This window comes from Methylobacterium amylolyticum (assembly GCF_030700245.1).
Lineage (GTDB): Bacteria > Pseudomonadota > Alphaproteobacteria > Rhizobiales > Beijerinckiaceae > Methylobacterium.
Genome location: NZ_JAUYZI010000042.1, coordinates 1 through 20,778 on the forward strand (window position 1 = coordinate 1; position 20,778 = coordinate 20,778).

Genomic DNA, 20,778 nt, shown 5'->3' on the forward strand with positions numbered 1-20,778 from the left:
GAGGGGCTGGCGGGTCTGCGCGACCGCCAGGCACCGGGCCGCTCCGCCAAGCTGACGCCCGAGCAGAAGCAGCAACTGGCGGCCCTGGTCGAGGCGGGGCCGGACGTCGACAAGGATGGCGTCGTGCGCTGGCGCCGGGTCGACCTGCAGGCGCGGATCAAGGAGTTGTTCGGGGTCGAGATGCACGAGCGCACGGTCGGCAAGCACCTGGCGGCACTGGGCTTCGTGCGGCTGTCGGTGCGCCCGCAGCATCCCAAGGCCACCGACGAGACCCAGCAGGCTTTTAAAAAAACTTCGCCGCGCGCGTGGCGGAGATCCTGCCCGAGCCCGCCCGCGACAAGCCGCTCGAGATCTGGTTCCAGGACGAGGCGCGCGTCGGCCAGCAGGGCACGCTGACGCGGGTCTGGGCGCGCAAGGGCACGCGCCCGCGGGCGCCGCGCGACCAACGCTACAAGTGGACGTATGTGTTCGGGGCGGCCTGCCCAGCGCGCGGCACCAGCGCGGCCCTGGTGCTGCCGACGGTCAACACCACGATGATGTCGCTGCATCTGGCTGAGATCAGCAAGCAGGTCGCGCCCGGCGCGCACGCGATCCTGGTTCTGGACGGTGCCGGCTATCACGGCACCGCCAAGACGCGCCGACCGCGTGGCCTGGTGGTCCCGGACACCATCACGTTGCTCCACCTGCCGGCCTCATCGCCCGAGCTGAACCCGATGGAGCTGGTCTGGCAGTACCTGCGCCAGAACAAGCTCGCCAACCGGGTCTTCCGCGACTACCGACAGATCGTCGACGCCTGCTGCGACGCTTGGAACTTCTTCGCCAACGACCCAGACCTCGTTACATCCATGACCTCGCGTGACTGGGCACAGGTCAACATCTAGGGCCATTGGTATCAACGATCAGTATTACACCGACGAGCCGCCGGCCGACGTGGTCGAGCGTCTCGCCGCCCTGGAGACCGAGATCGCCGGGTTCGAGGCGCGTGCCAGGATCTTCGACCCCGCCGGCATCGCGATTGCCGGTGCCTTCGTCTCCCTGGACTACGACGGCACGCCGATGGTCCGCCGCGGCTACGTCCGTCCGGAGGATGAGCCGGCCGAGGCGACCGAGGCGGATGGGGCCACGGCCGCGGCGGAGCCGGGAATGACGGCCGACGGCCCGGTTGCGCCTCCCGCGGGTGCCAGCGCCGCGCCGGCTCCGGGCGTGGCACGGGCGATCATCACCATCGGCGGCGGCTCGCCCGCGGCCAGCCCGGTGGCGGAGCCCGAGGAGGCCGACCGCCCGCTCTCCGAGCAGCACCGGACCGAGCTGACCAGCTACCGCACCATGGCCTTGCGCGAGGCGCTCGCCGACGATCCGGAGGCCGCCTTCATCGCGGTGCTGCACGCCATGGTGATCCGCGTCATCGACAACGCCTACCGCACCGGCACCTGCCTGGAGGTGTCGGCCACGTCGAGCCGCGTCTTCCACACCGTCCAGGGCCTCGACGCCTACCGGCCGGCGACCGCCCTCGACGCGCGGCGCGAGGCGTGGGCCCGGCGCCTGCCGGCCGATCACGGCGCGATCTGGGACTTCCTGATCGGTCTGCCACCGGAGGAGCGCACGGAGCTGTTCGCGCTGTGCGCGGGCCTGAGCGTCAACGCGATGCACGCCCCCTTCGACCGGCGTCCCGAGGCGCTGCCGCACGCCGACCGGCTTGCTCAGCTCGTCGGGCTCGACATGACCCGCGACTGGACGCCGACGGCGGCCAACTACTTCAGCCGCGTGACGAAGGGGAAGATCCTGGCCGCGGTGCGCGAGGGCGCGGGCGAGGACAAGGCCCGGCTCATCGACCACCTGAAGAAGGGGGACATGGCGCGCGAGGCCGAGCGCTTGATGGCCGGCAGCGGCTGGCTGCCCAAGCTGCTGCGCACCCCCGGCCTGAGCGCCGAGGCGACCAGCCCGGCGGAGATCGTTGGTTCCCCCGCGCTCGACGCGGCGGACGCAGCGGACCTGCCGGCCTTCCTCGACGGCGAGGACGGCCCGGCCGACGGCGATCCGGATCGGGGGTACGCCATCGCCGCCGAGTGAGGCGTGGCCCGGGGCGGGAGCGGGCCGTGCGCTCTTGCCCGTCCCGGCTCCGCTCGCTGCGCGCGTCCCGCATGACCGCGCCGGGGTCGGGGTCAACGGGCAAGCCGTTCCCGCTCGCCCGAGGGGCTCGCGTGACCCCGCCCCGCGTCCGCGGTCGCCCCGACGCATCAGCGAGCGGGGGGACAGGACGATGTGTCGAGTTCTGAACAAGCGTGACGGCACCCACGACGGGGCCATCTACATCGGCCGCGGCTCGAAATGGGGCAACCCGTTCGTGATCGGCAGGCACGGGGACCGCGCCGAGGTCATCGCCAAGTATGGGCGGTGGCTCGCCGACCAGCACCACCTGCTGCGGGCGCTGGACGAGTTGCGCGGGCGCGATCTCGTGTGCTGGTGCGCGCCGCTGGCCTGCCACGGCGCCCTGCTGATGACCCTCGCGAGCGCCACCCGCGACGAGCGCGTCGCGTGGTGGCGCGGGGTGAAGGCGGCTGCCTGACCGCCGCCCGCCCGGCGCGGATCTTCGAGTCAAGACTCGATCAACTTGGCCATGCGACAGGCTGCCTTCGACCCAAACTCGTCGTGTAAGGGCCATCGCGCGCTTCCCGAGAGTAGACATCGCGTCCACGTTGCTCCCGCAAAGAATGCGCCCAAATTGATTGTTCGATGCTGTCGATCGTCTGCTCTGAAGGGTTAGTTTGTCGGGGGGGTATTTTTAGGTATCAAGAGGCTTGTATGAGCTTATCGCGCAAGCCGTTCGGCAACGACGCCAGCCATTGCTCCTCGTCACCCGGCTCCGGCAGCACGCTCCCGAATTCCAGTACGCCCTGGGCCGGGATGTCCGAGATGTACACCCACACGTCCTGGTCCGATATCCCGAGGATCTCGCTGGTCTCCCGCATGATGCGGCGGAGCATCTTCGCCTTCTGGTCATTCGTTCTCCCGGAGCGAATGTCGGCGCGCACCCAAACATGGCCATGAGAGGCTGCTTCGCCGCCGATGAAGATCGAACCAGGCTCGACCTTGTAGAAAATGACCTGCACGAAATACCGCGGTGCGGTCGCTTCCACGTGATGAATGGCCGTGACGCTCTCGACAAGCCTCGCGCGTTGCTGGAGCGTCAGTTCCTTGGCGGTCGAAAATGCATAGGTCGGCATAGAGGTCGCGTCCTTCCCAGCTCGGTTTCACGAACGCTTTCGCCGGCAGGGCTTCGGCAACCGACAGGATGTCGGCATTACCTAGACCTCAAACATGCTTTCGCCGTTCGACCAGCGTCTGGAACTTTTCGTACTCGGCCTGATCGACGCGATAGGAGTGGTCGCCGTCAGGAAAGGCTACCGCCTTCACTTCCTCAACGTACTTGCGGATGCCGGTCACCGCGACCTCGGTGAGGTTCGCGTAGCGTTTCGTGAATTTCGGCTTGAAGTCCGTGAATACCCCGAGCAGGTCGTAGCAGAGCAGGATCTGGCCGTCGCAGCCCGCACCGGCCCCAATGCCGATGGTGGGTATCGTGAGCTGCTCGGAGATCAGTTTTGCGATCGGCGCCGGTACGGCCTCAAACTCCAGCATGAAGCAGCCGGCGTCCTCGATGGCCAGCGCGTCCTCCAGGATCTTCATCGCGGCCTCTGCGGTGCGGCCCTGGATCTTGAAGCCGCCGAAGTTGGCGATGGTGTGCGGCGTCAGCCCGATGTGCGAGGCGGTCGGGATGCCGGCGTCGACCAGCGCCTTCAGGATGTGGGCCTGGCTCCTGCCGCCCTGCGGCTTAACGGCATCGCACTGGCCTTCCTGCATGAAGCGCGTGGCATTCGCTAGAGCCCGGTCGACGGTGTTGTAGCTCTGGTAGGGCATGCAGCCGAGCACGAAGGTGTCCGGCGCACCGCGCCGAACCGCTGCCGCGTGCATGATCATCATGTCCATCGTCGCAGGTATGGTGCTGGCATGGCCATGGGCGACCATGGCGAGGCTGTCGCCGACGACGGCGACATCGACGCCCGCCATCTCAGCCCACCGGGCGGAGGTGTAGTCGGGCACGGACATATAGACGAACTTCTCGCCGGTCTGCTTGGCGGCCCGGATGTCGAGGATCGTCCGCTTCCCCGCCTTCTTTGCGGACTCATTGGATGCCGTCGTCGCGGTCGCGCTCATGTCCGCCCCTTGAATTTCTTCGCTGGTCGAGGCAGCCGATCCAGGCCGCCGAGCTCGCGGTGGGCCTATCGAAGGCTCTGCAGGACGCGGTCGATGTCGGCCGTCGTCATCTCCCATTCGTTTTGGAAGTTCGCCACGACGCTGCGCATGAACTGCGGCTGGAGGCGTTCCGCCTGGACGGTGTCGCCGAGGTGGTCGACCAGCATCGCGTAGGCGAGCTGCGAGGGTTCGGGACCCTCGTAGCTCCACTCGAAGCCGTTGCGCGAGTAGCGCTTGGCGTCCGTCCTTTCCGGCAGCGGTTCGCCGTCGACCGTGACCACGATCCCGTCGATGGTCCGGTCCCCTACGTAGAGCTTGCTCACGACCGTGCCCCCCTCACCTGATGGCGCGGGGTGCGGCCGTCGGAGCGGGAGCGCATCACCTCGGGGAAGATCCAGAGGCTGACGACCATGAACGGACCGAGGAACGCCACGGCCCAGCGCGGGCCTACCTGACCGAGGTAGCCCATGTAGAACCACCCCACGAGCGCTGCCAGCGCGACGGCCACGGACAGGCCGAACTTGATGGGAAACGGCATCGGATTTCTCCCGGATCGGTGGCTTTGCTTACAGCGTGAAGACGGAGCCGATCTGCTGGAGCAGACCGACCGAGCCGCCCAGCCCAGCCAGCACGATGGCGAGCCCGGCTAAGCCGTCGCGCCAACGCTGGGGCCAGACGTTGAACAGGCCCGGCGCGAACAGGATGGCCAGACCGCCCACGATGACGAGGCTCGTCCAGCGCAGGTTGGCGGCACCGTAGGCGAGGCCGCCGCCGACCAGCGCCAGCAGAAGCACGACGTTGGCGGTCAGCATCAGCAGGCCCAGGGGCCGCGCTTTCAAGTCGGGGCGGGTTTCGAGTGGGAACATGCCCGTGAGGACGTAGAAGCCTACGCTGGCGACGCCGGCGAAGAGGGCGAACCACCCGAGGGCGAGGACGTTCGGTTCGATCATGTTCATGGAAGACCTCCCAAGTTTTGGGGCGGCGCCTCGTCGGCGCCGCGCGTCGCGTGTGGCGAGGACCTACTCAGCCGGCTGCACCGCGCCGGGCGTGCGCGAGGTCTTGCGCATGTCAGTCTTCACGTGGCGGGTGTCGTAGCCGTTGAAGAGCGTGCCGAGCAGGCCGCGGTTGAGATCCGACGTGCCGAACAGCCAGTCCATGATTGGGAAGGTGAGGTTCATGTTCCGCTCCATCATGATCGACTGGTCGTGATGCGCAGTGTGGTGGCGCCGGTTCGTATTGATGAACGGCATGTTACGGACGAACCAGTTGTCCTCGACGTGGCAGCAGAAGTGCATGAACTCGTAGATCATGTAGATGCTGGTCGTCGTGGTGATGAACAGCCAGCCAACGTTCGGCGTGAACACGTTGCCGAGCACGATGGCGCCCGGGATCGACATCAGCGTGAAGGTGGCCAGCGCGTAGGGCGGGAAGAACGTCACCCGGTAATCGCGATGGTCGGCGAAGCGCATCTCGTGGTCGGTGAAGAACTGGTGGTGCTGGAGCGTGTGCCGATTGTAGACCGCGCGACCGATCGGGTTGCTCTGCGGGCGATGCATCACGTAGCGGTGCAGCCACCACTCGAAGAAGTTGCAGAACAGGAACACGACCGGCACCGTGGCGAGTTCCGCCCAGCTCGGCGCGTGGATGTTCGAGATGTAGATGTATAGCGCTGTCAGGCCGATCGTGTAGATGATGGCGATGTGTAGGATGCCGTTGTACCAGCCAGCGACACGTTGCCGATAGTTGGCTCGATAATTACGCTGCCGCTCGCTCATCTTCGTGGCTGCGAGTTCCATGGCATCTCTCCTTTTTTCAATGACACTCGGGGCGGCCACCGTAGTCGCCTCTGTGACGATGGTCAGTGGGATGCGACCGGCAAAGCGATGTTCGATGGAATGGCGGCCCCGACGATGGGACCGGACTGGCTCGGCGACCGCATGATGGCTGCGGATCGAATGGGGGCCGTAAGCTTCCTGGCAGGACATCCGCCGCATCCCCGACACACGGAATGGCGTTGACGGTCCTCCGCGTGACGAGCCGTCTGGCGCATGGCGCCCTCCCTGTTTGGGCCCCTACAAAATATCATTGATATATCAACTGTCAACATTATCGTGCCACGTTCGGTGATCCGGCGGGAGCGCGAGCGGCTTGCGTCCCGCCGGTTCCCGTCAGTGCGAGATCGCTTCGAGTGACTTCCCCTTGGTCTCGATGCCGAGAAAGGCCACGCTCGCCGCCGCGATCACGAAGGATCCGGCTCCCAGTGCGAAGACGCCGCCATGACCGAGCGTCGGCAGGATGATACCGATGGCGTAGGGGCCGATGAGCGAGCCGACCCGTCCGACCGCCGAGGCGCATCCGGCCCCCGTCGCTCGGGCGCGCGTCGGGTACAGTTCCGGCGTGTAGGCGTAGAGCACCGACCACATCCCGAACAGGAAGAACTGCATCATCAGCCCGAACGCGATCAGCCACGCGAACGACGGGGAGTGGCCGTAGAGGTAGGCGGCCACCGCACTGCCGAGCAGCATCAGCACGGCCGTCGGCTTGCGGCCCCAGCGCTCGACGAGGATCGCCGAGGTGATGAAGCCCGGCACGCCCGCGAGCGAGATCAAAATCGTGTAGACGACCGACTTGGTGACGCTGTGGCCGGCCTCCTGAAGGAGCGCGCCGAGCCACGTGGTCAGGCCGTAGAAGCCGAGCAGCGCGAAGAACCAAGTCAGCCAGATCATCACGGTCCGGCTTGCATAGCCCGGGCTCCAGAGTTCGAGGAAGGAGAAGCGACGCTCGCCCTGGACATGCTCGGTTAGAACATTTGGCTCGGAAAGCTGGCGGCCGTCGAGACGCGCTGCCACCTTTGCCTCGATGGACGACATCACGCGGTCCGCTTCTTCGTGCCGCCCGCGGTCGGCCAGCCAACGCGGCGACTCGGGCACGAAGAATCGGATCGCGAACAGGAAAAGGGCCGGCACGGCCTGCGCGAGGAAGACCGCGCGCCAGTCGAAGTAGCTGAGCAGCACGTAGCTGAGGCAGCCTGCCGCGATGAAGCCCAACGGCCAGAAGCCCTCCATGATCGCGAGGTAGCGTCCGCGGTTGGCGGTCGGCAGGAACTCGGAGACGATGGCGAGCGCCACCGGGAACTCCATGCCCATGCCGAAGCCGAGCAGCAGGCGGGCGTAGCCGAGCATGGTCGCGTCCGGCGCGTAGGCGCACCACACGCTGCCCAGGCCCCAGAACACCATGCTGATCTGGAAGACGACCTTTCGGCCGAAGCGGTCGGCGAGCATCCCGGACATCGCCGCGCCGGCGAACATACCGATGAAGCTCATGCTCGACAGGAGACCGGCCTGGGCGGTCGAGAGCCCGAACTCCGTCTTGATCGAGCCGAGGAGGAACGTGAGCGAGCCGAGGTCGATCGAGTCGAAGAACCAAGCCGTCGCGATGATGAGGAAGATATTGCGCTGAAATGCGGTCATCGGCAGCCGCTCCAGCCGCGCCGCTATCACCGCGCTCGACCCGGCCGCGACGCGGCTCGGGAGCTCGGTCGTGGCCCGTTCCGGCAGCGCGTCGCCGGCGGGTATCGCAATCTGCCCTACCATTTGTTGCCTCCCTGCGTCTTAGTATGCGCAGAGTGCTATTGCAGGATATTGCTCATAGGCGCAAGATATATCAGAGGTATGCCCCTTGCGCAGGCGAGCACGTGGCACCATGCACGGCCGACGGCGGCGTGATGTGCGGATCAGGCGGGGCTGGGGTGTCGTCCATGAACTTTGTGACCGGGAAGACGACATCCGTCCGTGCCGCGGAGCGTGGTGGGAAGAGGGCGAGGGAGGCCGTGAAGGGGACGCCCGATGGGGCGGCCGGCGGCGATGACCTGCCCGACCTGACGCTCACGGACAGGGCCTACCAGCAATTGGAGGAGATGATCACGACGCTCGTGCTTCCGCCCGGCATGGTGCTCGGCGAGCAGAATCTGGTCCAACGTCTCGGTATCGGCCGCACTCCCATCCGTGAGGCCTTGCAGCGTCTCGTCCGCGACGGCCTCGTGGTGGTCATGCCGAGGCGCGGCATCCTCGTCTCCGACATCAACGTCCGCACGCAGTTGCGCCTGCTGGAGACCCGGCGCGTTCTCGAACGTCTCATCGCCCGCCTCGCCGCGGAGCGGGCCACGACGGAGGAGCGGGACGTCTTCGCCGGAATCGCGCAGGACATGCGCGAGGCCGCCGCCGCGGCGGATGATTTGGCGTTCATGCGCTTGGACCGTCAGTTCAACGACCTGATCGCGACGGCATCGCGCAACGAGTTTGCGGTCCGCTCCCTGGAGAGCATGGCCGGTCTGTCACGGCGCTTCTGGTACCAGCATTACAAGCAGGCCGCCGATCTGCCGCTGACCGCCAACCTGCACGCCGACGTCTGCGAGGCGGTCGCCCGACGCGACGTCGATGCCGCTGGCGCTGCCTCGGACAAGCTCGTGGATTACATCGTGAGCTTCGCGCGCAAGACCCTTGATGTCTAACTCGCGACGCGTTTGGTAAAGGCCGAATGAGTTTGAATGCTCGCGCGGTGCCAGTGATTCCGCCAACAAGCTCAGCCAAGCCCCTTCAAAACGTCGGATGTCCGCTTATTGCAACTAGAGAGTTCGGAAGCGGACGGGTGGAAAACCACCCCAAGCAGCCCTCAGAACGGTCAAGCTGATGGGGGAACCCCAGGGCGTCAGCCCGGGCTCGCGCCCTGCGCCATCCCGCCCGGCCGGCGCCACCCACCCCCGGTGCGCTCCGGGCCGGACGCCTTCGGCTTGGCCAGGGTCGCGTCGCCCTGCGCCGCCACCTTGGCCTTCAAGACGTACTTCCGCCGAGGCTTGGCCTTGCTACGATCGTAATGCCCGAGCTTCCGCTGCCGAGCGAGTTCGGCGCGATGATCGAGGTCGAACGCCGGCATCATCGGATACTCGTCCGGCAGACCCCACTTCGCGCGGTAGGCGTCCGGCGTCAGGCCGAACAGACGCAGATGCCGGCTCAGCATCCGATAACGCTGGTCGTCCTCGAAGCAGGTCAGGAACCTGTCGTGGATCGAGCCCGCGATCTCCTCGCGCGTGAGCCGGCGCGGTACGACCTGCGGGCGGCGGTAGTCCGAACCGACGAGAGGAAGCTCCGGCGCGACGAAGGCGGGCTCCGGCGCGGCAGGGCGGATCCCGGCGTCGGGCGCGGACCTGAGCGCCCTGGACATCGTCATGATGAGTTCGACGACCGCGTCCGGCGGTAACCTGTTGCCGGCCACCTAACCCTTCACGATCCGGACCGTGCAGTCCACGATCCCGTCGTCTTCGCTCCCGTGCGGCCGGTGCAACCGACGAATCCCTCCGCGTCTTCTTTCCATTCGACGCCTGGGCACGATCGGTCAACGGTCTCGGACGCGCCATGCCTGTCCTGACCGTGCGAGCGTCGGCGGGTGTGCCCTGAACGCTCCGTCCAGCCCGTCCGAGCGTGGATCGAGAGGCAGAGGAGGCCAGCCGCATGTCGAGCCGGCGCGAGCGCGAGAGAGAGCCTTGCGGCCCGGCGTGAGCCGACAGGAGGCCGCCCCGTGAACGTCTCGATCAGCCCCAAGCACTTCCAGGCCAGCAACGCCCTCACCCCGACGCCGAACCCGGCCGGGATCCTCCAGGCCGGCACGCGCCTCGCCGGGCTCCTGGCGCAGGGCCGTGCGATCGGCACCGATACCCTGCGCGAGGCCGTGGAGGCGGCCTGCGGCGGCAGCGACGCCGAGGGCCTGTGGCTGTGGAAGGATGCCTACGAAGCCGGCGAGATCGCCCAGGCGCTGTTCCTGCGCCGGTTCTGGCCGGCGATGAGCGACAAGGCCGCCACCCCGGCGGCCCGCCTCGCGATGCTCGGCCGGATCGCCGGCCTGATGCCGACCCACACGCGCCGCAGCGAGGAGAGCGAGGCGCTCCAGCAGTTCTCGACCCCGCTGCCGCTCGGCTACGTCGCCGCGCTCGCGGCTGGTCTGCGCCCGGGCGAGCGGCTGCTGGAGCCGTCGGCCGGGACCGGCCTACTCGCGATCCACGCCGAGCTCGCCGGCGCGCGCCTGCATCTCAACGAGCTGGCCGCGGCCCGGGCCGGCCTGCTGCGCGCGCTCTACCCGGCCGTCGTCGTGACGCAGCTCGATGCGGCGCAGATCCACGACCGGCTCGACGCCGGCGTGATCCCCGACGTGGTGCTGATGAACCCGCCCTTCTCGGTCGCGGCGCATGTCGAGGGCCGCTACCGCGACGCCACCGCCACGCACCTGCGCTCGGCCCTCACCCGCCTCGCCCCCGGCGGGCGCCTCGTCGCCATCACCGGCGAGGGGTTCCGGCCGGATCGCCCGTCCACGGCCTCCGCCTTCGCGGCGCTGGCCGAGCAGGGCGGGCGGCTGGTGTTCTCCGCCGGCCTGTCGGGCCGGGCCTACGCGAAGCACGGCACCACCGTCGACGTGCGCCTGTCGGTCTTCGACCGGGCGCCGACCGGCGAGGCCGGAGATTCGGTGGCGCCGCTCGGGATCAGCCCCGATCCCGCTGCGCTGCTGGAGGCCGTGCTGGCCGGCGTGCCGCCGCGCCTAGCGCCAGTTCCGGCTCCTGCCAGCCGCAGCGCCATTCCGGGTCTGTCCCGCAGACCGACCGCCGTCCGCCGGTCCGTCCCGCGTCCGGCAGGCACCGCGGCCGCGGTGACGGCGGAGACTGCCGACCCGGTCGCCTACACGGTCATCGAGGAGCTGCCGGCGACGCCCACGGCGGACGCGGCTTTGTACGAGACCTATACCCTGGAAACCCTGCGCATCCCGGGCGCCCAGCCGCACCCGACCCCGCTGGTCCAGTCGACCGCGATGGCCTCGGTGCGCCTGCCGCGACCGAGCCACGCCCCGCGCCTGCCCGGCGTCGTGGTGATCGACGGCCTGCTCTCGGAGTGCCAGCTCGAGACTGTGATCTACACCGGCGCCGCCCATGCCCGTCACCTGCCCGGCCACTGGACCGTCGACGAGACCGGCACCGTGCTGTCCGCCGCAGCCGCGGGCGCGGAGGGCGCGGTGCGCTTCCGGCAGGGCTTCTTCCTCGGCGACGGCACCGGCGCCGGCAAGGGCCGCCAGGTCGCCGGCGTCATCCTCGACAACTGGGGGCAGGGCCGGCGCCGGGCGCTGTGGATCTCGAAGAGCGACGCGCTGCTGGAGGATGCCCAGCGGGACTGGCGCCATCTCGGCCAGGAGCCGCTCCAGATCGTGCCCCTGTCCCGCTTCGCCCCGGGCAAGCCGGTGACGCTCGGCGAGGGCATCCTGTTCACCACCTTCGCGACGCTGCGCGGTGCGGGTCGGAACGGGACCGGCTCGCGGCTCGACCAGATCTGCGACTGGCTCGGGGCGGACTTCGACGGCGTGATCGCCCTCGACGAGGCGCACGCCCTCGCCAACGCCGCCGCCGGCTCCGGCGACCGCGGCGTGGTCGAGGCCTCGCAGCAGGGCCGGGCGGGGCTGGCGCTCCAGTACCGGCTGCCGGACGCCCGGGTGCTCTACGTCAGCGCCACCGGCGCGGTGACGGTGGAGAAGCTCGCCTACGCCCACCGCCTCGGGCTGTGGGGCGGCGGTGCCTTCCCGTTCCCGACGCGTTCTGACTTCGTCTCCGCGATGCAGCAGGGCGGGCTCGCGGCGATGGAGGTGCTCGCCCGCGACCTGAAGGCGCTCGGCCTCTACACCGCCCGCTCGCTGTCCTACGCCGGCGTCGAGGTCGAGATGCTCGACCACGCGCTCAGCCCCGAGCAGACGGCGATCTACGACGCCTACGCCGACGCCTTCCAGGTGATCCACACCAATCTCGACGCCGCGCTCAAGGCGTCCGGCGTCACCGGCGCGTCCGGCACGCTGAACCGGGCGGCGAAGTCGGCGGCGCGTTCGGCCTTCGAGTCGAGCAAGCAGCGCTTCTTCAACCACCTGCTCACGGCCATGAAGTGCCCGAGCCTGATCGCGGACATCGAGGCGGGGATCGAGGCCGGCCACGCCGCGGTCGTGCAGATCGTCTCGACCGGCGAGGCGCTGATGGAGCGGCGGCTTTCCGAGATCTCCTCCTCCGAGTGGGACGACCTTCAGGTCGATGTGACCCCGCGCGAGTACGTCATGGACTACCTCGCCTCCGCCTTCCCGACCCAGCTCTACGAGCCCTACTCAGACGACGGCTGCACGATCCTGTCCCGCCCCGTCACGGACGCGGAGGGCCGGCCCGTGCAATGCCGCGAGGCGGTGGAGCGCCGCGACGCGCTGATCGAGCACCTGTGCGGGCTCGCGCCCGTGCAGTCGGCCCTCGATCAGATCCTCCATCACTTCGGCACGGGCGCCGTCGCCGAGGTCACCGGCCGCTCGCGCCGGATCGTGCGCCAGACCGGCAAGGACGGCGTCGACCGCCTCGTGCTCCAGAACCGCCCGGCCGCGGCCAACCTGTCCGAGACCCAGGCGTTCCAGGACGACGAGAAGCGGATCCTGGTGTTCTCCGACGCCGGCGGCACCGGGCGCAGCTACCACGCCGACCGCGGCGCGAAGAACCGGCGCCTGCGGGTGCACTACCTGCTCGAGGCCGGCTGGAAGGCGGATGTCGCGGTCCAGGGGCTCGGGCGCACCAACCGCACGAACCAAGCGCAAGCCCCGCTGTTCCGGCCGGTCACCACCGACGTGAAGGGTGAGAAGCGCTTCCTGAGCACGATCGCCCGCCGCCTCGACACGCTCGGCGCCATCACCCGCGGCCAGCGCCAGACCGGCGGCCAGGGCCTGTTCCGGCCCGAGGACAATCTGGAGGGTCCCTACGCCGCCACCGCGCTGCGCCAGCTCTTCTGGGCGATCGTGCGCGGCGAGATCGCGGGCTGCCCGCTGAAGCAGTTCGAGGCGATGACCGGCCTCGCCCTGACCAACGAGGCCGGGGGCCTGCTCGACGCGCTGCCGCCGATCGGCCGCTTCCTCAACCGGGTGCTGGCGCTGCACATCGCCGTGCAGAACCTCCTGTTCGAGGCGTTCGAGGAGCGTCTGGCCCTGGTGATCGAGGGCGCGATCGCGTCCGGGGTCTACGACGTCGGGGTCGAGGTGCTCACCGCCGAGTCGTTCACGGTGACCGAGCGCGAGGTGGCCTACACCCATCCGGGCAGCGGTGCGCACACCCACCTCCTGACCATCGCGGAACGCCGCCGGCTGCGGCCGCTCGACCTCGACGCCGCCCTCGACATGGTGGCCGGTGGCTACACGCCGGTTCTCAACGCGAAGTCCGGCCGGCCGGCACTGATGGGGACGGCGGCGAGCGAGACCCGCGAGGACGGCTCCGTGGTGGCGCGGGTCCGGCTGGTGCGCCCGCTCCAGCGCCAGATCCTCGACCGCGACCAGTACGCCCGCTCGCACTTCGCCGAGGCCAGCCTGGATGCCTTCCGGGCCGCTTGGGAAGCGGAGCTGGCGAGCCTGCCCGAGTTCGACGAGCGCACCCTGTACGTCGTGACCGGGCTGCTGCTGCCGATCTGGGACCGGCTGCCGGGCATCGACATGCGCGTGTTCCGCCTCGTCACCGACGCGGGCGAGCGCGTCGTCGGCCGCGTGGTCGAGCCCGAGGACCTGCACGTCACCCGCGAGCGGCTGAACCTCGGTGCCGGCACGGCCATGGCGCCGGCCGAGGCCTTCGCCGCCGTGCTCGGCGGGCGCGCCGGCCTGCAGCTCACCGGCGGCGTGCAGGTCAAGCGCGTGCGCGTCATGGGCGAGGACCGGATCGAGGTTTTCGGGGTGAGCGACGGCGCCCGCGCTGGGCTCAAAGCGATCGGGCTGTTCGCCGAGGTGATCGCGTGGCGCACCCGCCTGTTCATCCCGGCGGGCGAGCGCGGGCCGGCGATCCTGACGGCCTTGCTCGACCGTCACCCGCTGCTGCGTTGCACAAGCGCCAACGGCCACGCTTAATGCCGGCATCGGACAGGGAGGCCGACCATGCCGACACATCCCCCCGCCGCGGAGATCGCCCGAAGCCTCGCCGAGAACGTCGAGGCGGTCTGCCGCCGGTACCTCTCCAACGGCCACCGCTCCGGCCGATACTGGTGCGTCGGCGACGTCCACAACACGCAGGGCGCGTCGCTGTACGTGCGCCTGACCGGCCCGACCAGCGGCAAGGGCGCCCGCGGCAAGTGGCAGGATGCGGCCACCGGCGAGCACGGCGACCTGCTCGACATGATCCGGCTACAGCGCGGCGGCGGCTGGCGGGAGGCGCTGGAGGAGGCGCGGGCGATGCTGCGCCTGCCGCTGCCTCCGGAGCCGGAGCGCAGCCGTCCGCTCCCGCCCGCTCGCAATACGACCGAGTCGGCCCGGCGCCTGCTGCGCCACGGCCGGCCGCTCGGCGGCACCGCGGTGGCCTCCTACCTGCGCTCGCGCGGGCTGGAGCATGCCGTCGGCCTGCCGGCGCTCCGCTTCCACCCGCGCTGCCTGTACCGGGCCTCGCGCAAGCATCCGGGCCCGGACACCTGGCACCCGGCCCTGCTCGCGGCCGTCACCGACCTGTCGGGCGGCGTGACCGCGGTCGGCCGGACCTGGCTCGCCGCGGACGGGCGCGGCAAGGCCGAGTTGCCCAAACCCCGTCGGGTGCTCGGCAACCTCTTCGGCCACGGCGTGCGCTTCCCCGGCACCGCGTCCGACCTGCTGGTGGCGGGGGAGGGGGTCGAGACCGTGCTGTCGATCCACCGCCTGATGCCGGCCGTGCCGCACGTCGCCGCCCTGTCGGCCGGGCACCTCGGCGCCCTGATCCTCCCCCCTGGGCTGCGCCACCTCTACATCGCCCGCGACGCCGACGAGGCCGGCGAGCGGGGCGCTGCGATCCTGCGCCGCCGCGCCGAGGCCGCGGGGATCCTCGTGACCGCCCTGGACCCGCGCGAGGACGACTTCAACCGCGACCTGTGCCATCTCGGCCCGCGCGACCTCGCCCGGCATCTCGCGCCGCAGCTCGACCCGAACGATGCGGTGGCCCACCTCCGCTTCGAGGAGGCGGCGGCCTGAGCGGTCAGCGGAGTCATGGGGGAGCGCGCGATGTGCTGGCCCGGACCGGAGAGGGCCGGCGCCCACGGCCTTCTTGGGAGGGCGACGGATGCCGGGCCGGGGGCCTTGGGGGCAACCGCCCCGGGCGACGATTTTCCGCCGCCGCCTGACGGCGGCTTTGCATCGCGAACCAAAATCGCCGCCCCGGGGCCGTCCTCCGCTGGCGCTCCGGCCCGCGCGAGCCGCATCGCGGAGAGGTGCGCTGCGGACCGGTCGCGCGGGTGCGCCAGTCCTCCGGACCCGGCCTTGGGTCGCCAGGAAGGCCGCGATGGACGCCGGCCGCCCGGATTTGAGGGACCACCGCGATGCTCGACCACCTGTCCCACGACCGCGACGAGGACCTGCCCGCCGATCCCACCCTGCTGGAGGAGCTGGCGGTCACCGGATACCGCCCGTTCGAGGAGCACGACGACCCACGGCCCCTGCCGGACAAGCGTGCGATGGATGAGGCCCTGCGGCAGGCGATGGCCGAACTCGAGCGGGCCTTCGCCGGCACCCGCCTGGAGGACGACCTCGAGGACGTGCTCTGGGGCTTCGTCAACGTCTTCCACCGCCGGGTCGAGGGGATCGAGCGCAAGCTGGACGAGAACGAGCAGGCGCAGCGCCAGAGCCAGCGCGAGCAGGACGGCAGCGAGGTGCTGTCGGTCGAACTGGAGCGCCTCACCGCCCTCGGGCTCACCCTGTCGGAGCGCCGCAACGCCTTCGAGTACGCCCGCGACGCCGCCGCCCACGTGTTCACCCGGACCACCCGATCGTTGTGGCGCCCGCGCTCCGGCTCGCAGGTGAACCGGGCCACAATGACCGCGGCGATGATCGACAGTCGCGACTACATCAGCGCCCGGCGGCGGGCGGAGACCGAGATCCACCTGCCGCAGGGCACCCGCATCGCCTTCACCGGTGGCAAGCAGTTCCAGGACGTCGCCGTGATCTGGGACACGCTCGACCGGGTGCGGGCCAAGCACGCCGACATGGTGCTGCTGCACGGGGGCGGGGAGGGCGCCGAGCTGATCGCCGCGAAGTGGGCGGAGACCCGCAAGGTCGCGCAGGTGGTGTTCCGGCCCGATTGGAAGCGTCACAGCAAGGCGGCGCCGTTCCGGCGCAACGACGCGATCCTGGAGCAGTTGCCGATCGGGGTGGTGCACTTCCCCGGCGGCGGCATCAGCGACAACCTCGCCGACAAGGCCCTGACCAAGGGCATCCCGGTGCGACGGGGCGTGAAGACTGGCGCGTAGACGCCAGCACTTCCATCACGATTGCCCATAATAGCTGAATTGGCTATTATGGGCCAAACCAAGGAGATGGCGATGGCGAGCTTCACCCTGACGGATCTCGGCAACAGGTCCGGGGAAGTGGTCGAGGCCGCGTTCCGCGGTCCCGTCGACATCACCAAGCGCGGCAAGCGCAAGTTCGTCCTGCTGACAGCCGAGCAGTTTGACCGGCTCACCGGCAGGGGCACGCAGCGCGCGCATCGCGTCGAAGACCTGACGGGTTCGGAGCGTAGCGATATCCTCGCCGGGCTCGATGCCGTCGCGCAGGATGGGGAACGGGATGACTGAGCCGCAACACGGCGACATCATCCTCTACGCCTACCTGTGGGCGCGGGAGTACGACCGGGGCGAGGAGGCCGGGCGCAAGGCACGTCCGACCTGTGTCATGCTCATCGTCGCAGACCAGGACGGGCGCCGGAAGCCCCTGCTGTTTCCGATCACCAGCCAGCGCCCAGGCTCGGCCAGTCATTTCGTTGCGGTTCCGGAGACCGAGGCGCGCCGTGCGAAGCTCTACACGCCGGCCTGGATCATCGTGGACGAGTTCAACACCGACGACCTCGCCGCGTCCTGGGCGCTCGAAGACCCCAAGCCGCTCGGCCGGTTTTCTCGGAAGTTCATGTCGCGGATCGCTGCGGCGGCGGCAGCGGCCATCCGGGCCGGCGACGCTCGGCGCGTACCGAGAACATAACCGGCACCTTGACGAGCCGGCAGCGCTCGCCAAACGGGCACAGCACCCTCTCGTGATGCCGGTAGAAGGGCTGAGCCGCTTCCCGAGCTGACCCTGATCCATGAGTCGCTGCGCCACCGTTGCATCGCACCCGCGCGCGGCTGGCAACGTCGCATCGCACTCGGCCGAAGATTGGCGCCATCGGGTGCCAGGACAAAGCGGGCCTCCCCAGCAAGGGGGAAGCCCTACCGGCCAGGGGTGAGGCTGGAACCATCCCGCCCTGGCACCAGCATGCGGAAGCGCTCGCGCATTGTGGGGCGTCCTCCCGAGCCGCACGAGAGCCACGTCCAGGGTCGGAAACGGCCACCGCGCCTCATCCGGCAAGGACGGTGGCCGGCCGACCCGACCATGCGGAAACGTCGGTGAACCGCGGCAGCGACGGCCGCCACAGCGACGGACCGTCCCGACACGATGGCGACAAGGAAACAGACGCCGTCACCGCCCGCAACCGTCCGGCCGGACGATTTTCCCCTGGCGCTGCGCGCCATTCCTCGCGGGACAAAATCGCCCGTCCGGCCGGTCCTCCGCTGTGCTGCGGCCCCTGCGGGGTGCGGGCGGCGCCGTCGCCTGTTTGGGGGGTCGCATCGCGCAGGGACGGTCCCGAGCGCCACAGGAAACCCCGCTGATGCCGCGCCCCACCTCGAGCCTCCCCGCCCACGCCCGCTTCGCCCTGATGACCCACGTCGCGGAACTCCAGGCCGAGCTGGCTTCGGTCTCCTGCCCACGCGAGCGGCGCACGATCAAGGCCGAGCTGAAGGTCGCTCGGGCGGAGATGGCAAAGCTCCTCACGGAGGGCTGAGCCCCTCCACCGGGGCCGCCACCGGCGGCCATCGATCCCGTCGATCGGGGCGGCGCTTCGCCCTGGTTCGTGCCGCGCGGCGCGCCCCATCGATTTGCATTCCCGATTGAGTTTGACCGCGGCTTCCGCCGCGGCGAGCGGCCCGTCAAGCCGCCACTTTCACGGCCGACGCAGGCGCTATCTCGAACTCGAGATCGTCCTGCGCATCGCGGGTATGGAAGCGGTTCTCTTTGACCAGCTTCCTCATGTCGTCGCGACGGTAGTAGATCGGCCGGCCGCAGCGGATCGGCTCGACGCCGCCGACTAGTAGGATCTGCTCGTCACGGCGCATCGTGTTGATGATCTCGTCCGGCATGATCAGCGCGCGCTTGTGCAGGCTGGTCGAGGCCGACAGGCTGACCCCGCCCGAGTCCTTGCCGCCGGAGCGGGCCTGCTGGCTGTAGGAGACGATCTCCTGGGTGTAGTAGCCGCAGCGCTCCGACAGCCACTTGGCCGTGTCGACGTCGTTGATCGCGGAAAAGCTCTGCCAGGACGTCGACTCGAACCACGCAGACACAGCGTCCTTGTCGCCCCATTGCTGGCGCAGTTGCCCGAGCGATTGGTAGACCATGACGAGCGTGATGCCGTACTTGCGGCCGGCGTCCCGGGCGATCTCAATCAGGCTCATGTTGCCGAGGCGGGCGGCCTCGTCGAGGAGGAAGGCGACGCGGTCCTTGATCTCGCCGTCGGCGTGATAGAGCGCGTTGAGGAGACCGCCGATGATGACCCGGCCCAGACCCGCGTAATCCTGCAGGGTCTGGAGATCGAGGGAGATGAACACGTCGATATCGCCGTCGACCAGGTCGAGGCTGGAGAACTCCCCCTCGGAGACGATGGTGGCGTATTCCTTGAACGAGAGCCAGTTGGTCAGGTCGGCCGCCGTGGCGTAGACGCCCGAGAACGTCTGCGGCGTCATAGACTTGAATGGTCCGAGCGCGAGCGACGCGAACGAGCCCTCGTCCTCTGCGCGCAGGATGAAGCTCAGACGCTCCAGGAAATCCGGTTCCGGCTCGGAGATCATCTCGCGCAAGGTGCGCAGAGTGCGGGGCCTCTCGCTCTCGTCGTGCGAGCGATTGAGGCAGATGTAGGCGAGGACCCCGCGCAAGAGCTGCAAGGCCGAGTTGCGAAAAAAGTCCTTGGGATCGTCGCGCTTGACCGGTCCCGTGGCGATCCAGCCGACGACGGCCGCGATGTCCTTCTCGGCGCTGTTCTTGCCCCGACCGATCCAGTCGAGGACGTTGAAGCCGCTCCTCGTCTTGGTCGGCGTGATGCAGTGGACGGCCCGCCTCAAGCCCTTGCCGCGGATGTTCTTGCGATACGTATCGAGCATCGGATGCAGCTCGGTCGAGGGATCGAGCACCACGGCATTGTGGGGCCAGGACAAGAGCATCGGGATCACCGCGGCGGTGGTCTTGAAACCACCGGAGCCGGCGAAGATCAGCCCGTGGGTCGAGCCGAAATCGCAGTCGAACCCCATCATCGGCTTCCTGCCGCCCGAACCCCAGGTCGTGGGGTCGTTCGGCTTGAACACACGTGCGGTGCTCTTGGGGTCGAGATCGGGGCGATACAGCTCCCCAAGGACCAGGGCGCCGTCCTCGGGAAACAACTCGCCGGCGAGCTTCATCGTCGCCCATTCCGCATCGCCGTGCGCGGCCGATTTGGAGCGGATCGGCTTGTTGTAGCCGCGCGCGGTCTTCTTGACCCGTACCAGGGAAACGAGCGGGATGATGAACGCGACGAAGCCCGCGAACATCACCGCGCAGAACAGCGGAATGTCGGCCCGCCGCAGGAGGCGCCGCACATCGGCGCCCGGGTTCTGAGCCACCAGACGGGCGTACTCCTCCCGGACCGTCCAAGCGATCAGGCCGATCAGGAACAGGGACGCGCACGCGGCGACCGCGCGTCCGCTGTCGCCCGGCCGCGTGAGGCCCGCCGCGGCGAACAGCGCGAGGGCAGGGAACGCCACGGCGGCGACGCGCAGGGTGTGGAGCATGATCGAATGCCCCGGCTCCGCGGCATAGATCGCTCCGGCGAGGGGCGCGAGGAACAGGCCGATCCCGACATACAGCGCGAGGCCGATCGCGACGGTGATGGCGGCGTAGACCCACTTCATGCCTTGAACTCCTTGTCTCCGCGCCGAGCGAACTGCTCGAAGACGTTGGGGTCGCGGGTGCGCTCGCGACCCTCGATCAGGAGGCCGAGCAGAACGTTGCTCGGCAGGTCGGCGAGGCCGGCTTTGATGACGAGGCCGCCGAGCTGGATCTTGCGGTAGGCGTCGGCTCGCCGCTCCTCATGCCGCTTGGTCATCAGCTCCCGCCTGAGCTTCTCCAGCGCCTCGATGTCCCTTTGCCTTTGGCTTCGCCACCTCCTCCTTCCCCTCACGAAATCGGCCGACGATTGCCTGGAACTCCCGAGTCAGATCCTCGTCCGAAATGTCGATCGCGCCGATCCCGGCCTTGATCGCGAGGCCCCCGAGGCGCTCGGCCTCGGCCTTGTCGTGCGCCTTGAGCTTTGCCTGAAGCGTCTCGATCTCCTTGAGGATTGTTTCGCGTGACTTGGATCTAGCCATGGTTGTAGTCTTTGTGCTCCGTTGGAGAAACGATGGTTAACACTGACCTTCTCTCATGCAAACACTG

General features: G+C 69.1%; 20 protein-coding genes and 1 pseudogene. 10 read left to right on the forward strand and 11 right to left on the reverse strand.

The window, feature by feature from the left end; translation table 11 throughout:
* The 3 genes and pseudogenes from Q8W71_RS24235 to Q8W71_RS24245 all read left to right on the forward strand — a co-directional run.
* Positions 1 to 881 (forward strand): annotated as a pseudogene (locus Q8W71_RS24235) (IS630 family transposase); the annotation flags it as partial.
* A complete protein-coding gene (locus Q8W71_RS24240; RefSeq protein ID WP_305527980.1) occupies positions 856 to 2,070 on the forward strand; it encodes a Nif3-like dinuclear metal center hexameric protein in 1,215 nt (404 codons plus the stop codon). The pseudogene Q8W71_RS24235 and the gene Q8W71_RS24240, both read left to right, overlap by 26 nt.
* A gap of 190 nt (positions 2,071 to 2,260) precedes the next feature.
* On the forward strand, positions 2,261 to 2,566 hold the full coding sequence (locus Q8W71_RS24245; RefSeq protein WP_305527981.1) for a DUF4326 domain-containing protein: 306 nt from the start codon (positions 2,261 to 2,263) through the stop codon (positions 2,564 to 2,566).
* A gap of 223 nt (positions 2,567 to 2,789) precedes the next feature.
* On the opposite strand, the gene Q8W71_RS24250 is transcribed toward Q8W71_RS24245, so the two are convergent.
* The 7 genes from Q8W71_RS24250 to Q8W71_RS24280 all read right to left on the reverse strand — a co-directional run bounded on the left by Q8W71_RS24250 (position 2,790) and on the right by Q8W71_RS24280 (position 7,844).
* Positions 2,790 to 3,224, reverse strand: a complete 435-nt coding sequence (locus Q8W71_RS24250; RefSeq protein WP_305527982.1) for a tautomerase family protein — start codon at positions 3,222 to 3,224, stop codon at positions 2,790 to 2,792.
* Between the two features lie 88 nt (positions 3,225 to 3,312).
* Entirely contained in the window at positions 3,313 to 4,212 is a 900-nt protein-coding gene (panB, locus tag Q8W71_RS24255; RefSeq protein ID WP_305527983.1) for a 3-methyl-2-oxobutanoate hydroxymethyltransferase, read from the reverse strand.
* Positions 4,213 to 4,277: 65 nt separating this feature from the next.
* A complete protein-coding gene (locus tag Q8W71_RS24260; protein ID WP_305527984.1) occupies positions 4,278 to 4,574 on the reverse strand; it encodes a DUF6166 domain-containing protein in 297 nt (98 codons plus the stop codon).
* The gene (locus Q8W71_RS24265) at positions 4,571 to 4,789 is read right to left on the reverse strand and encodes a hypothetical protein (RefSeq protein WP_305527985.1); all 219 of its coding nucleotides are present in this window, start codon (positions 4,787 to 4,789) and stop codon (positions 4,571 to 4,573) included. The genes Q8W71_RS24260 and Q8W71_RS24265 overlap by 4 nt, the downstream gene beginning before the upstream one ends.
* A gap of 28 nt (positions 4,790 to 4,817) precedes the next feature.
* The gene (locus Q8W71_RS24270) at positions 4,818 to 5,207 is read right to left on the reverse strand and encodes a hypothetical protein (RefSeq protein ID WP_305527986.1); all 390 of its coding nucleotides are present in this window, start codon (positions 5,205 to 5,207) and stop codon (positions 4,818 to 4,820) included.
* Between the two features lie 63 nt (positions 5,208 to 5,270).
* Positions 5,271 to 6,047: a sterol desaturase family protein gene (locus Q8W71_RS24275; RefSeq protein WP_305527987.1), complete on the reverse strand. Its 777-nt coding sequence runs from the start codon at positions 6,045 to 6,047 to the stop codon at positions 5,271 to 5,273.
* A 372-nt stretch (positions 6,048 to 6,419) separates the two neighbouring features.
* On the reverse strand, positions 6,420 to 7,844 hold the full coding sequence (locus Q8W71_RS24280; protein ID WP_305527988.1) for an MFS transporter: 1,425 nt from the start codon (positions 7,842 to 7,844) through the stop codon (positions 6,420 to 6,422).
* A 164-nt stretch (positions 7,845 to 8,008) separates the two neighbouring features.
* On the opposite strand from Q8W71_RS24280, the gene Q8W71_RS24285 reads away from it, so the two are divergent.
* Complete coding sequence (locus Q8W71_RS24285) at positions 8,009 to 8,761, forward strand: GntR family transcriptional regulator (RefSeq protein WP_305527989.1); 753 nt, start codon at positions 8,009 to 8,011, stop codon at positions 8,759 to 8,761.
* 197 nt (positions 8,762 to 8,958) lie between these two features.
* Here Q8W71_RS24285 and Q8W71_RS24290 read toward each other — a convergent pair whose 3' ends face one another.
* Positions 8,959 to 9,522 (reverse strand): MucR family transcriptional regulator, encoded by a 564-nt coding sequence (locus tag Q8W71_RS24290; protein WP_305527990.1) that lies wholly within the window; start codon positions 9,520 to 9,522, stop codon positions 8,959 to 8,961.
* Positions 9,523 to 9,825: 303 nt separating this feature from the next.
* On the opposite strand from Q8W71_RS24290, the gene Q8W71_RS24295 reads away from it, so the two are divergent.
* From Q8W71_RS24295 to Q8W71_RS24320, 6 genes are all read left to right on the forward strand, one after another.
* Complete coding sequence (locus Q8W71_RS24295) at positions 9,826 to 14,187, forward strand: strawberry notch-like NTP hydrolase domain-containing protein (RefSeq protein WP_305527991.1); 4,362 nt, start codon at positions 9,826 to 9,828, stop codon at positions 14,185 to 14,187.
* 27 nt (positions 14,188 to 14,214) lie between these two features.
* Entirely contained in the window at positions 14,215 to 15,270 is a 1,056-nt protein-coding gene (locus tag Q8W71_RS24300; RefSeq protein ID WP_305527992.1) for a DUF7146 domain-containing protein, read from the forward strand.
* Positions 15,271 to 15,614: 344 nt separating this feature from the next.
* The gene (locus tag Q8W71_RS24305; RefSeq protein WP_305527993.1) at positions 15,615 to 16,541 is read left to right on the forward strand and encodes a DUF2493 domain-containing protein; all 927 of its coding nucleotides are present in this window, start codon (positions 15,615 to 15,617) and stop codon (positions 16,539 to 16,541) included.
* 72 nt (positions 16,542 to 16,613) lie between these two features.
* On the forward strand, positions 16,614 to 16,865 hold the full coding sequence (locus Q8W71_RS24310) for a type II toxin-antitoxin system Phd/YefM family antitoxin (protein WP_305527994.1): 252 nt from the start codon (positions 16,614 to 16,616) through the stop codon (positions 16,863 to 16,865).
* The gene (locus Q8W71_RS24315) at positions 16,858 to 17,265 is read left to right on the forward strand and encodes a hypothetical protein (RefSeq protein WP_305527995.1); all 408 of its coding nucleotides are present in this window, start codon (positions 16,858 to 16,860) and stop codon (positions 17,263 to 17,265) included. The genes Q8W71_RS24310 and Q8W71_RS24315 overlap by 8 nt, the downstream gene beginning before the upstream one ends.
* A 664-nt stretch (positions 17,266 to 17,929) precedes the next feature.
* A complete protein-coding gene (locus Q8W71_RS24320; RefSeq protein WP_305527996.1) occupies positions 17,930 to 18,103 on the forward strand; it encodes a hypothetical protein in 174 nt (57 codons plus the stop codon).
* A gap of 145 nt (positions 18,104 to 18,248) precedes the next feature.
* On the opposite strand, the gene Q8W71_RS24325 is transcribed toward Q8W71_RS24320, so the two are convergent.
* The 3 genes from Q8W71_RS24325 to Q8W71_RS24335 form a co-directional block, all read right to left on the reverse strand.
* On the reverse strand, positions 18,249 to 20,135 hold the full coding sequence (locus tag Q8W71_RS24325; RefSeq protein WP_305527997.1) for a conjugal transfer protein TraG: 1,887 nt from the start codon (positions 20,133 to 20,135) through the stop codon (positions 18,249 to 18,251).
* A 116-nt stretch (positions 20,136 to 20,251) separates the two neighbouring features.
* Entirely contained in the window at positions 20,252 to 20,449 is a 198-nt protein-coding gene (locus Q8W71_RS24330) for a conjugal transfer protein TraD (protein ID WP_305527998.1), read from the reverse strand.
* Positions 20,433 to 20,711 carry a TraC family protein gene (locus Q8W71_RS24335; RefSeq protein ID WP_305527999.1) on the reverse strand — a complete coding sequence of 93 codons (279 nt, stop codon included), beginning with the start codon at positions 20,709 to 20,711 and terminating at the stop codon, positions 20,433 to 20,435. The genes Q8W71_RS24330 and Q8W71_RS24335 overlap by 17 nt, the downstream gene beginning before the upstream one ends.
* Positions 20,712 to 20,778 lie beyond the last annotated feature (67 nt).